This is a genomic window from Streptomyces clavuligerus (genome assembly GCF_005519465.1).
GTDB lineage: Bacteria > Actinomycetota > Actinomycetes > Streptomycetales > Streptomycetaceae > Streptomyces > Streptomyces clavuligerus.
The window spans coordinates 1,509,529-1,523,273 of sequence record NZ_CP027859.1 but is presented as its reverse complement, the minus strand read 5'-3'; the positions used below and the strand labels follow the sequence as shown (position 1 = coordinate 1,523,273).

Annotated in this window: 3 protein-coding genes; all 3 read right to left on the bottom strand. The window is 75.3% G+C overall.

The annotated features are described in order from the left end of the window. Window positions 1-8: 8 nt before the first annotated feature. Window positions 9-5,891 (bottom strand): non-ribosomal peptide synthetase/MFS transporter, encoded by a 5,883-nt coding sequence (locus CRV15_RS34615; RefSeq protein WP_230864286.1) that lies wholly within the window; start codon window positions 5,889-5,891, stop codon window positions 9-11. 716 nt (window positions 5,892-6,607) lie between these two features. Next, on the bottom strand, window positions 6,608-9,817 hold the full coding sequence (locus CRV15_RS34610) for a non-ribosomal peptide synthetase (RefSeq protein ID WP_009999596.1): 3,210 nt from the start codon (window positions 9,815-9,817) through the stop codon (window positions 6,608-6,610). A 438-nt stretch (window positions 9,818-10,255) separates the two neighbouring features. After that, window positions 10,256-13,570, bottom strand: a complete 3,315-nt coding sequence (locus tag CRV15_RS34605) for an AMP-binding protein (protein WP_003963642.1) — start codon at window positions 13,568-13,570, stop codon at window positions 10,256-10,258. Between the last annotated feature and the right edge of the window lie 175 nt (window positions 13,571-13,745).

The window sequence follows — 13,745 nt, the reverse complement described above, 5'->3', positions numbered from 1 at the left end:
CCGGGCGCTCAGTCGGTGCGTGCGGAGGTGAGGGCGGCCAGACCCACCAGGTCGTCCGCCTGGGCGTCCGGTGTCTCCCGGTCGAAGCGGGCCAGCGTCCGCACCCGCAGGGCGACCGCCCCCAGGAGCAGGATCGCCGCCCCGAGCAGGAGGTAGAGCAGTCCGATCCCCCGGCCGTCGCCCGTGCCCAGCACGGTGCCCACGGTGTCGGCGAGGCCGCCGCCGGAAGCCATCAGCGGCTCCAGATACCGGGTGCCGAACGGCGCGATCAGCAGAAACCCGACCGGCAGGGTGGACCACGCGACAAGCTGGTTCAGCGCCATCACCCGGCCGTGGAACCGCTGCGCCACCTTCACCTGAATGATGGTCAGATAGATGCCGTTGAGCAGCGAGAGCGACGCCGACATCCCGAACACCCCGGCGCAGACGAGCAGCAGCTCGGGCCGCAGCCCGGTGAGGACGGAGAAGAACGCCAGTACCGGCACCACGAGCAGCATCCCGCGCATGCGGCGGTGGCGCGGCCCGCCCCAGACGCCCATCGCCAGTCCGCCGGCGATCGCGCCGATCCCCCCGGCGAGGGAGACCGTGGCCACCGTGCCCAGCCCGGAGAAGCCGAGCACCAGCGGCGGGACGAGCTGGAAGAGGACCGGCAGAAAGAGGTTGAGCACAGCGAAGAAGATCAGCATCGCCCGGAACCCGGGTCTGCGCCAGACCAGCCGGAACCCGGCTGTGATCTCCTGCCGCAGGGTCTCGCGCCGCCGGGCGGCCAGCGTGCGCGGGAACCGGACGGTCAGCAGGACCAGCGCCGCCACCGCGTAGCTGACCACGTCGATCAGCAGCACGCCGCCCAGCCCGATCGCGGCGAGCAGACCGACCGCCGCGAGCGGGGCGACCACCTGGGCGATGCCGCCGGATATCTGGACGGCCCCGTTGGCATGGCCCAGATAGCGCTTCGGCACGAGCTGCGGAATCGCCGACTGGAAGGCGAGCCGCTGCCCGGTGAGGGAGACGGAGAGGATCGCCATCAGCACCCCGACATGCCAGGGCCGCAGGGTCCCGAACGTGTGGAGCAGCGCGAGGACCGCCTCGGACGTGCCGCAGACCAGGGTCGAGAGGAGCATCACCCGGCGGCGGTCGACCCGGTCGACCAGGCCGCCGAGGACCGGGGCGGCCAGCAGTCCGGGCACGATCCCGAGGACCGCGAAGAGGCCGAACCAGGCGACCGAGTCCGTCGCCAGATAGATCCACAGCGGCAGGGCGAACTCGGTCAGCGCCGAACCGGTCTGCGAGATCGTCTGGGAGGCGGCGACGGCCACGAAACGGCGGGTGTCACGGCGGGTCGCCGCCGGGGCGGCGGGGCGCTCACCTGCGGCGGGCGCGTGGTGGACGCCGTCCAGCCACCAGGTGGCGCGCGCGGGGCGGCGGGCCCGGGTGAGGGCGGTGATGTCCGCGTGCTCCGACCGTTCTGCCCGCTCTGCCTGCTCTATGTGCCCTGTGTGCTCCATGTGCTCTGTGGTGTTTGTGGTTCCGGGGGCCGGCGCGTGGCAGGACCCGGCGCGCGACTCCGCCACCGCCGGGTGGACCGTGGTGACGATCTCGGCCAGTTCCGCGGCACGGTGCTTGAGGAAGTAGTGGCCTCCCTCGTCGAGCACGGCCACGGCGGTGGTGGAACCGACGAAGCCCCACTCCCGGAACCGTTCGCGGTGGAACTCGGTGCCCGGGTCGGCGGAGCCGATCACCGAGATCACCGGGGAGCCCAGCGCGGGTACGGGCCGTGCGAGCCGCTCCGTGAAGTACGCCTCGGCCGCGCGGGAGTCCTCCCGTACATTCCGAACGATCGTCGCCAACTGCTCCGGGTCCAGGCCCTCCAGGTCGGCCCCCATGGAGCGGAGCCAGTTCAGATGGAGCCGTCCGCTGCGCCGCCGGTCGAGCACCGAGAAACGGGCGAGCAGGCCGAGCAGGCCCTCGGTGGGCCGGGCGAAGGGGAAGATACCGCCCAGATAGACGGCGGCGGGCTCCCGTCCGGCGGCGGCCAGCCGATGGGCCAGCTCGACGGCGAGCGCCGCGCCCACCCCGCAGTGCCCGTACACCGCGACCGGCCCCGGCACCCCGTTCAGCACCTCCTCTGCGCAACGGCGGGCCACCTCCTCCAGCGGCAGTGACTCCTCGGACATGCCGAGGTCGTGCCCGGGGACGGCGACGGCGTGCAGGGCGACGCCGGGCGGCAGGGCATCCGCGAGCGGCTGGTAGGCGACGGCGCTGCCGCCGCCGTACGGCAGACAGACCAGGGAGAGTGTGACGCGGTCGGCGGGTTGGCGGGGGGTCAGCTCGTGCAGCAGACGGCTCGGGCCGCGCTCGGACCCGGAGCGGTCGGCCAGGGCGGCGAGCGCGGCGACGGTCCGTTCCCGGAAGACGTCCATGAGGGTGATCCGCGCCTCGGGGCCGAGCAGCTTGCGCAGGGCGGCCACCATCCGCATGGCCAGCAGGGAGTGGCCGCCGAGGTCGAAGAAGTCGTCGTGCGTGCCGACGCGTTCCACCCCGAGGAGGGCGGCCCAGCAGGCGGCGATCGTCTCCTCGGTGGGGGTGGCGGGGGCCGTCCGGGCGGCGGCACCGGCCGGGCCGGGCGCGCCGGGTTCGGGCAGGGCCCGCCGGTCGACCTTCCCATGGGCCTGCCGGGGCAGGTCGGGCAGGACGACGAAACGGGACGGGACGAGGTAGTCGGGCAGCTTCTCGGCCAGCAGTCGGCGCACCTCCGCGACCGGGGGCGGGGTCCCGTCCGCGGTGGGGACGAGATAGCCGACGAGGACGAGTTCACCGGCGGGGCCCCGGGCGGCGGCGACGGCCTGGGCGACGTGCGGGAGGCGGGCGAGATGGGCCTCCACCTCGCCCAGTTCGACCCGGTAGCCACGGATCTTGACCTGGTGGTCGTCGCGGCCGAGGAATTCGATCGTGCCGTCGGAGCGGTGGCGGGCGAGGTCCCCCGTGCGGTACATGCGGCCCTTTTGGGGCGGGGCCGCTGCCCCGGGTCCCGGGGCGGTGGCCGGGCGCGTGTCCCGCGCGGCGGGGACGAAGGGGTCGGCGCGGAAGCGTTCGGCCGTCAGCTCCGGCAGGCCCAGATAGCCGCGTGCCAGCCGGTCGCCGCCGATCCACAGCTCCCCCGGCACCCCGGCGGGCACCGGGCGGCGCCGGGCGTCGAGCAGATAGACCCGCGCGCCCGGCAGCGGGCGCCCGATGGGGGTGGTGGGCCCCGCCGCGGGCAGGGCAGGGTCCACGAGATGGGTGGTGGCTCCCACGGTGGCCTCGGTCGGCCCGTAGTGGTTGATCACCCGGCAGCCGGAACGGGCTCCCGCCGCCGCGAGCCCGCGCGCCCACTCCCAGCCGGACGCCTCACCGCCGAGGACGAGCAGCCGCCGGGGCAGCAGCTCCGCCGGGTCGTCCACCTGGGCGCTCAGCGCGGCCAGATGGGAGGGGGTGAGCTTGACGCAGTCGACGCGCTGCTCCGCGAGATAGGCGGCCAGCTCGGGGCCGGGGGTGCGCGGGGGCAGCAGATGCAAACTGCCGCCGGTGGTGAGCGAGAGATAGAGGGTGGTGAGGCCGAAGTCGAAGGCGAGCGACTGGAGCAGGACATAGCGGGCGCCGTCCGGCAGTCCGGCCTCGGCGAAGCGCTGCCGCACCCCGGCGAGATAGGTGAGCACCTGGCGGTGCTGCACGGCCACGCCCTTGGGGGTGCCGGTGGAGCCCGAGGTGTAGATCACATACGCGAGGTGGTCCGGTCCCGCGCCGACGCCGTCGGCGGGTGGGGTGTCGGGGACGGCGGCGAGCCGGTCCGCGATGCCGTCGAGCAGCAGGACGGGCGCGTCGGACGCGGTCAGCAGGGACCGTCGCACGGAGGTGGTGACGAGCGCGACCGGCGTGGAGTCGGTGAGCATATGGGCGAGGCGTTCGCGGGGCTGCTCGGGGTCCAGCGGTACGTACGCGGCGCCCGACTTCAGCACGGCGAGCAGGCAGACGGCCTGGTCGAGGCCCTGATCGAGACAGACGCCGACCAGCCGGTCGGGTCCGGCGCCGGTGGTGCGCAGCAGCCGGGCCAGCCGGTTGGCGCGGCGGTCGAGCTGGGCGTAGGTGAGGGTGCGGCCCTCGTGGACCAGGGCGACCGTGTCGGGGGTGCGGGCGGCCTGCGCGGCGACGGCGTCGGCGAGGGTCGCGGCGGCCGGGTGGGCGGCGCCGGAGTCGTTCCACTCGTACAGCACCCGGTCGCGTTCGGCGGGGGTGAGGAGGTCGAGGGCGTCGATGGGGGTGTGGGGGTCGGCGGCGGCCCGGGACAGGGCGCGCTGCCAGTGCCCGGTGAGGCGGGCGACGGTTTCGGCGTCCCAGAGGTCGGTGCGGTAGGTGACGAAGGCGTCGAGGCCGCCGTCCGCTGTCTCGGTACAGTAGAGACCGAGGTCGAGATGGACGCCGCTGCCGTGGAAGGGGAAGGTGCGCCACTCCAGGTCGCGGGGGTGGACGGTGTGGGCGCGGTGGTTCTGGAGCGCGAAGGAGACCTGGAAGAGGGGCGGTCGGCCGAGGTCGCGCGGCAGGTCCAGGGTCTCGACCAGTCGTTCGAACGGGGTTTCGCGGTGCTGCTGGGCGCCGAGGGCGGCGGCGCGGACCCGGGTGAGGACGGTCGCGAAGGTGGGTGCGGTGCCGTTGTCGTCGGCGGTGCCGGGCCCCGAGCCGGGCTCCTGCCCCTGCCCCTGCCCCTGCCCCTGCTCGGGCTCGTTCTCGGGTGGGCCGAGGTCGGCCCGGATCGGCAGCACCGTGCTGAACAGGCCGATCAGGCCCTCGGTGGCCTCGGTGGGGCGGCCCGCGAACGGTGTGCCCACGGCGAAGTCCCGCTGCCCCGACCAGCGGCCGAGCACCACCTGGAAGGCGGCGAGCAGGGTCATGAAGAGGGTCGCGCCCCGGGCCCGGGAGAGCGCGCGGACGTCCCGGCAGGTGTCGGCGTCGAGCCGGAACGTGTGCGTCGCCCCGCCGGGTCCGGGCAGCGCGGGGCGCGGCCGGTCGGTGGGCAGGTCCAGCGGCGGGACCCCGGCCATCGCCTCGCACCAGTACCGCAGGTCGGCGGTGGCCTGCGGCAGGCTCTGGCGCTCGCGCTGCCAGTGGGCGAAGTCGCCGTAGCGGACGGGCAGCGGGGGCGGGGCGTGGGTGGCACCCCGGGCCAGCCGCTCGTAGCCGGTGAGGAGTTCGTCCAGGAGTACCCCGGCGGACCAGCCGTCGCCGACGAGGTGGTGCTGGCAGATCACCAGGACGTGGTCGTCGTCGGCGAGGCGCAGCAGCAGGGCCCGCAGCAGGGGCCCGTCCACGAGGTCGAAGGGGAGCGCGACCTCGGCCTCGACGGCGGCGCGGGCGGCGGTCTCCCGTTCCCCGGCCGGGAGTTCGCCCAGATCGCGCGTCCGCCAGGGCACGGTGAAGCCGTCGGCGGGCGCGACGCGCACCCGGGGCGCGCCGTCCTCGTCGACGGGGAAGGAGCTGCGGAGGGTGTCGTGGCGGACGGCGATCAGGCGCAGCGCCTCGGCGAGCGGCCCGGCGCGGAGCGGGCCGCGCAGCCGCCCGGCGGTGGGAAGGACGTAGGCCGCGGTGCCGGGCGTCAACTGCTCGACGAACCACAGCCGTTCCTGCGCGAGCGACAACGGCGGGGGTTCCCCCTCCGGACGCGCCGGGATACCGGCGGGCCGCGCCGCCGCAGCGGCGGTCCGCTCCCGCAGCCGCCGCGCGATCAGGGCCCGCTGCTCACCGCTGAGCGCCCGCCGGGACGGTGCGGGCGCGGGCGGCGCGTCCCGCGCCGAGGAGTCCGGCGGCACGGGGCCGACCGGCGCGGATGGTGCGGCGACGGCCACGGGTGGTGCGCTCACCGCTCGCACGGGGGCGGGCGGCACGGCTGCCGTCGGAGCCTCCGGCGGCGCGGAGACGGACGGAACGGCACCGGTCGACGTGGACGAAGGCGGCACCGGGCCCGCCGCTCCGGCAGCGGCAGGAGCCTGAACCGCAGACGCAGACGCCTCCGGCACAGACGCCACGGCGGCACCGGAGTGCGCGGGTACCGGTCGCACGGATGCGACGGGCCTGGGCGGGGTACCCGCCGTCGAGGAATCCGGCGGCGCGGAGACGGACGGAACGGCACCGGTCGACGTGGACGAAGGCGGCACCGGGCCCGCCACCCCGGCAGCGGCAGGAACCTGACCCGCAGACGCAGACGCCTCCGGCACGCACGGCACGGCGGCACCCGAGTGCGCGGGCGCCGATCGTACCGGCGTGGTGGAGGAGGACACCGAAGACACGGTCACCGCCCCCGCAACGGGCCTGGCACCCGCCGTCGAAGAGACTGGCGGCGCGGAGACGGACGGAACGGCGCCGACCGACACGGACGGGGGCGGCACCGGGCCCGCCACCCCGGCAGCGGCAGGAACCTGAACCGCAGACGCAGACACCTCCGACACGCACGACACAGCGGCACCCGAGTGCGCGGGCGGTGCGCTCACAGGTTCTGTGGATGGGACGGATGGGGGCACGGGGCCCTGCGGTGCGGGGGTGAGGGGTGGGGGTGTCAGGGGGGAGTGCGAGGGGTTCATCACGCCTCCTCCGCCAGCAGTTCACGCACGACCGCGTCGGTCACCGTGGCCACCGTCGTGGGCTCCTCGTAGAAGACATGCAGGGGGACATCGACCCCCAGGCGGTCCCGGATACGGGCCGCGACCTGGGTGATCGTCAGGGAGTGGGCGCCGAGGTCGACGACGTCGGCGTGGCGGCCGAGGGTGGGGAGGTCCAGCACCTCGCACCAGATGGCGGCGATCACGTCGGCCAGCTCGTCCCAGCCCTCGTCCGGGGATTCGGGGTCCGGCTCGGTCTGCGGTGTGCCCCGGGCCGGTTCGGGCAGGGCCGTGCGGTCCGTCTTGCCGTTGGGGGTGAGCGGCAGGGCCGGGAGCGGGTGGACGACGCCGGGGACCATCACGTCCGGGAGGGTCCGGGCGAGAAAGGAGCGCAGGTCGGCGCCGGTCGGTACGGGGGTCTCCCGGTGCCAGACCGGGTACGCGACGAGCATCCGGCCGGCCGGGTCTCCGTCGTCGCCCCGGACGGCGACGGCGGCAGCCGCCACGGCGGGGTGTTCCTGGAGCCGGGCCTCGATCTCGCCGGGTTCGATCCGGTGGCCGCGCAGTTTGATCTGGTCGTCGAGGCGGCCGAGGCAGTCGAGTGCGCCGTCGGGCCGGACCCGCGCGAGGTCGCCGGTGCGGTAGTGGCGGACACCGGTGGCCGGGTCGGTGACGAAGCGTTCGGCGGTGCGCTCGGGCAGGCCCCGGTAGCCCCGGGCCAGGCCCGCGCCGCCCAGGGCCAGTTCACCGGTGACACCGTGCGGTACGGGGTGTCCGGCCGGGTCGACCACGAGGGCGGTGGTACCGGCGATCGGGCGGCCGACGGTGACCTCGTCGGGCGCGGGCGGCACCTCGGCGGCGGTGGACCAGATGGTGGTCTCCGTCGGCCCGTAGACGTTCCAGAGCCGCGCGACACGTTCCCGCAGTCGGCGGGCGAGTGCCAGGGGCAGGGCCTCGCCGCCGCTGAGGGCGGTGAGGGCGGGGGCGGCGAGCCCGCCGTCCAGCAGGAGCCGCCACCCCGACGGGGTGGCCTGCGCGTGGGTGACGCCGTGCCGCTCGACCAGGGCGGCCAGGGCTCGGCCGTCGCGGGTCTCCGTCTCACGCGCGATCACCACCCGGCCGCCCGTGATCAGCGGCAGCAGCAGTTCGAGGGCGGAGATGTCGAAGGAGAGCGAGGTGACGGCGAGCCAGACGTCGTCGGGCCCGGCGGCCAGCGTGTCGCGGAAGGCCAGCAGGAGATGGGCGAGGGCGCCGTGGGGGACCTCGACGCCCTTGGGGCGTCCGGTGGAGCCGGAGGTGTAGATGAGATAGGCGAGGTCGTCGGGGCTGGGGAGCGGCAGCGGTGCGCCGGAGGCACCGCCCCGAGCGGCGCCCATGAAGCCCTCGGACCCGGCGCCCGGGAAACCGTCGGCCCCACCGCTCCCGGCGCCCGTGCAGCCCTCGGACCTCTCGGGCCCACCGCTCCCGGCGCCCGTGAAGAGGTCGTCGAGCAGGAGTGTGTCGCCGTACCCCTCGACCAGAGGGGCGGTGCTCCGCCCGGCGAGCGCGAGCCGCGCGCCCGCGTCGGCGAGTACCAGGGAGACGCGCTCCGCCGGGTAGGACGGGTCGACGGGCAGATAGGCGCCCCCGGCGAGGGTGACGGCGAGCACGGCCACCACCATCTCGGCGGAGCGTTCGGCACAGACGGCGACCACGGTGCCGGGGGTGACCCCGGCTGCGGTGAGCCGCCGGGCGAGGCCGGTGGCGGCGGTGGCCAGTTCCGCGTAGTCCAGGGTCTGTTCGCCGACCGTCACGGCGGGCCGTTCGGCGTGCGCGGCGAAGGAACGGGCGAGCAGCGCGGGCAGGGTGGCGCCGGGGGCGTCGGGGGCCGGTTCGGGTCCGCGCAGCGGGGCGCGTTCCTCCTCGTCCAGGAGCGGCAGGTCGGCGAGTGCCGTGCCGGGGGCGGCGGCGATCGAGGCGAGGAGTCGGCGCAGATGGGCGCCGACGCGGTCGGCCCGGACCGGGGACGGCAGATCCGTGCGGTGCGTCAGCAGGACGCGGAGCCGGTCCGGGCCGTCGAGGAGGTGGAAGCGGAGGGCGCCGCGCGCGGTGCCGGGGAAGAGCGTCCAGTCGATGGTGGCGCGGACGCCCGGGAAGGTGACGGGGGCGATCCGGCGGCGGTAGGTGAGGATGACGGGTGCGAGGGAGAGGCCGGGCCGCATGCCCCGGACCGCGCGGGACAGGGGGACGCGGCGGTGCGGGTAGCAGCCGCGCAGTTCGGCGCGGACCGCGCGGGCGAACTCGCCGAAGGAGGTGCCCGGTGCGGGGGCGGTGACCACGGGCAGCTCGTTGGCGTGCATGCCGATCCGGTCGGCGGCGTGCGGGGTGCGGGTGCCGAGGCCGACGGTGACGGCGGGGCGCTCGTTCCCGTACCGCAGCAGCAGGGTGTGCACGGCGGCGAGGAGCAGTTCGAAGAAGGTGACGCCGAGTTTCCCGGCGGTGTCGGCGAGGTCGGCGCGGAGGGCGGGGTCGAGGTCGAAGTCGACGGCCGCGCCAGGACCGGCGCCGTCGCCGCCGTCGGGGCCCGCGCCGGAGCCGGTGTCGAGGCCGGGCAGCAGCACCGTGGGACCGGGCAGCGGGCGGTCGGCCCAGTACGCGGAGGCGTCGGCGACCGCGCGGGCGTCCGGCTCGGGCAGGTCGGCGGCGTGGGTGAGCGGGGTGCTGTCGGCGCCGGGGGCGTCGGGGGCCGGTCCGGCGCCGGTGCGGTGGGCGTAGCAGGCCGCCAGGTCGCTCAGGAACACATCGGTGGAGGTGCCGTCGAAGGCGATGTGGTGCGCGACGACCAGCAGCGTGGCGCGGGTCGGGTCGGTGCGCAGCAGGGTGAGCCGTACGGGGGGTCCCGCCGCGAGGTCGAACGGTTCCGCGCTCGCGGTGGCCAGCTCGCCGGGCAGCCGTTCGGGTGTGGTGTCGCGGACGGTCAGCACGGGCGCCGGGCCGGGGGTGAGCACCGGGACACCGTCCTCCTCGTGGACGGTCAGGGTCAGGGCGGGGTGGCGGGCGGCGACATCGGCGCAGGCTGCGGCGAGGGCGGCGGGGTCCAGGGGGCCTTCGAGACGGACGGCGAAGGGCATGTGGTGGACGGAGCCGAGCGGCGCGATCCGCTCGTTGATCCAGATGCCCTGCTGGGCGGCGCTGGCGGGGGTGCTGATCACAGGTCTTCCTCGGTCGGTTCGGCGTCGGAACGCGTGGCGCGAGTGGAACGGGAGCGGAGAAAGGGGAACAGGGAACGGGGAACGGGGCGGGAAGTGGCAGGTGCGCGCGGGAGCGTGGTCGGGCTCCCGCTCCTGCCCGGCGCGGGTCGACGCGGGGTGGGGCAGGACGGGCCGGAGGCACGGGGACAGGGCCCGGCGTCGACGCTGACGGCGGGCGAAGGGGGGCGGAGGGGGCGACGGCGATGCGGCAGGAGTGCCACAGGCGTGGGCTGCGGCCGTCGACGGGCGACGGTGCTCAGAGGTCGGTGCGCCGGTGCGCCGGACCCTGAGGCGACGGTGTCAGGAGGTGACGGTGTCAGGACAGGAGGTGACGGTGTCGGGGTGACGGTGTCAGGAAGCGGTGGTGTCAGGAGGTGACGGTGTCAGGAGGCAGTGGTGTCAGGACGCGGTGGCAGCGCTCAGGGCCGCGCGGAAGTCATCGGCGAGCGCGGTGATCACCGGCTCCTCGAAGGCGAGCGCGTTGTACTGGATCCAGCAGTTCAGCGACCCGTCCGGCTGCTCCACCACGGTCAGTTCGGGCACCCCCAGATCCCCGCCGGGCAGCGGCCAGGGCACGGTGGTGCCGCGCGGCAGCTCCCACGGCTCGCAGCGCAGGCCGGGCAGATGGGCGTCGGCGGCCCAGCTCTCGTACCGCAGCCAGGCCGGGAACGCCACCACATGCGGTTTGAACTCGGCGTACGGATACATCTGGTGGTCGAGCGCACCGGTCGCGGCCCGCCGTACCCGCTCGGCGAGTTCGGCGAAGCCGGGCCCGCCGGAACAGTCCACGCGCACCAGCAGGGACTGCACCAGACAGCCGACGGCCTGCTGTGCCTCGGCCCTGGTCCGGCCGGGGACCGGGGTCATGAGCACCAGGTCGGGGCTGTCCGCGCGGGCCGCGAGCAGTCCGCTCCACAGGGCGGCGACGGCCATGAACGGGGTGACGCCGAGCGCTCCCGCCCGTTCCCGCAGCAGTCCGGCGGGGCCGGAGGCGATCGTGAAGGGGTGCGCGACGGTGTGCACACGGTCGACGGCGCGCCGCCCGGGGAAGGGGTCGAGCGCGGACGGGGCGCCCGCGAGAGCGGTGGCGAAGTGCCGTCGGCCGCTCTCCCACCGGTCGCCCGCCCAGCGCACCAGCTCCGGGTAGGACAGGCCGGGTTCCGGCAGCCGGGGGGTGCGGCCCCGGCGCAGGGCGTCGTAGGCGAGGCCGAGTTCGCGCAGCAGGACACCGATGGACCAGCCGTCGGCGACCATGTGGTGCACGGCGAGCAGGACGATGTGGTCCTCGGGGGCACGGGAGACGACGAGCAGCCGGGCCGTCGGATCGGCCGCCAGGTCGGTGAGACGGTCACGTTCGGCGATGAGCAGGGCGTTGACCTCCTCGTCGGTGGCGCCGGGGGCGTCCCGCAGGGTGACGCGGGCGCGGGGCTCCTCGTCGAGGACGGTGCGGACCAGGCCGCGTACGCCGCCGGGGACGGGGACGAACCGGGTCCGCAGGGCGGGGTGACGCGCCACCAGCGCGGACAGGGCGCGGCCGAGCGCGGGGCGGTCCAGTGGGCCGGTGACCCGGAAGAGGGCGGGGACGGCGCCGACGTCCCGGCCGTCCTCCTCGGCCATCCAGGCAAGGAAGTCCTCCTGCTGGCTGGTGAGCGGGGTCTCGTGGTGCTGGGCCCGCAGGGCGCGCAGATACGGCGGCAGCTCCGGTCCGGGGGCCTCTTCGGCGGCGTCGGCGGCCTCGGCGGTCCGTTCCCGGGCCGTCTCCTCGTCCAGCCAGGCGGCCTGGGCGCGCAGCGACGGGCGGCCGAAGGCGAGATCGGCGCCGGTGTCGACGCCGAACCGGTCGGCGACGGCGGTGGCGAGGTGCACGGCGCGGAAGGAGTCGCCGCCCAGGGCGAAGAACTCGTCGGCGGCGCTCCGGACCGGGCGGCCCAGCACCTCCTGCCAGATCGCGGCGAGGCGCCGTTCGGTGGGGGTGGCGGGGGGCCGGACGGCGGCCGGGGCGGCGGTGCCCGCCATGCCTGCCACGCCTTCCACGCCCGCCACACCCGCCGTATCGGCCGCGCTCGTCCTGCCCGCCGCGCCCACGGTGGATGCCGCGTCCGCCTCCCGGCCTTCGTCCGTCGGCGCGAAGAGCGGGCGCAGCCGGTGCTTGACCACCTTGCCGGAGGCATTGCGCGGCAGGTCGTCGGCGAGCAGGACACGCACGGGCAGTTCGGCGCGGGCGAGGCGGGTGCTGAGGAAGAGCCGGAGCGCGTCGAGGTCCAGACCAGTGGCGGCGGGGACCACGACGGCGACCGGCACCGCCCCCATGACCGGGTGCGGTATGCCGAGCGCCGCCGCGTCCGCGACATCCGGGTGCTCGTGCAGCGCGTCCTCGATCCGGAGGGTGGAGACCTTGAGCGCGCCGGACTTGATGACGTCGCTCTCGCGGTCCACCAGATGGAGATAGCCGTCCTGGTCCAGCCGGCCGAGGTCGCCCATCCGTACCCAGCCGTCGCGGAAGACCGTGGTACCGGCGGTGGGGTCACCGGCGTACGAGCGCGGGGGGCCGGGCTGGCGCAGCCAGATCTCGCCCGTTCCGCCGGACGGTACCGGGGTGCCGTCCGGGGTGAGTATCCGCAGGTCCCGGGGGTCGGTGGGACGTCCCACCGCACCGGGCGGCGCCTGGCCGACAACGGCGGAGAGCTGGGCGGGAGCGGCTTCGGACGAGGTGTAGACGTTGACGACGGTGGCCTTCGGCAGGGCCTCGGCGAGGGCCCGGGCGACGGGCGCGGGAAGGGCGGCGGCGGAGGAGCCGAGCAGCAGCACGCCGGAGAGGTCGTACCGGTCGGGCACACCGGAGTTGAGCAGTTCGATCGCCATCGACGGGACGAGGAAGACGGTGCCGACGCCCCGTTCCTCGATGGTCCGGCCGAACTCCTCGGCGTCGAAGCGCGGGAGGACCACGGTGGTGGGCGCGCCGGTGAGGGCGCTGATGAGCATCACCTGACCGGCGTTGGTGCCGATGGGGAAGGAGTGGAGGGCATGGTGTGAGTGGGCGTAGGGGCGGGGGCGGGGGTCGAGGCGCAGGCCCGCCGTGAGGCTGGCGTGGCAGGCCCGTACCCCCTTGGGGTCGCCGGTGGTGCCGGAGGTCCCGACGATCTGGGCGAGATCGCCGGGGTCGGGGCCGGTTCGCCCGTGACCGGGCGCCGCGCCCGGGCCAGGGCCGAAGGTGGTGTTCCGGGCCGCCGTCTCGACCTCGGTCAGCGACAGGTCCGCCCCGCCCAGGGCGGCGCCCAGCGGCGGCAGTTCGCCCCCGCGCAGGACCGTGGTGGCGCCGCAGATCCCGGCGAGCCGTATGGCCTCCGGTTCGGCCAGGTCGGCGCGGAGCGGCAGGGCCGCCGCCCGCGCGTAGTGGACGGCGAGGTTCGCGACCGCGTAGCCGTCCCACTCCCGGTCGGTGAAGCGCAGGGCCACGAGTTCGCCGGGGCGGACTCCGGCGTCCGCGAGCCCCTGGGCGGCCCGGACGGCCCGTTCGCGCCACTCCCCGTAGGTGAGGGAGCCGCCGCCGCGCACCTCGATCGCGACCCGGTCGGGCTGTTTCGCGGCCCGGGCGTCAAGGAGGTCGGGAACGGTCAACGGTGCGGGCTGGGCGTTGATGGTGTCCTCCAAGAGCGTGGTCCCCGGCGGCAGTTGATCCGGGAAGGCGATGGCACAGGAGATGTTCACGGGCATGGCGCGCGGTTGTCGCCCTTGGGTATGGTCTGGACCTTCGGCGGGGCATGCGAACAATAGCGTGCCTGTGTCGTACTTGTGTCGCAATGATGGAGAGTTCATGGACATCGGTGGGGATCGGGCGCGTTGCCGAACCCCGTCGGGGCCTGAGCCCAGCAGCAAAACCCCTGACCAG

Excerpts from the sequence above, each read along its gene's own strand:
- CRV15_RS34605 (WP_003963642.1), bottom strand. The coding sequence starts at position 13,570 with ATGCCCGTGAACATCTCCTGTGCCATCGCCTTCCCGGATCAACTGCCG.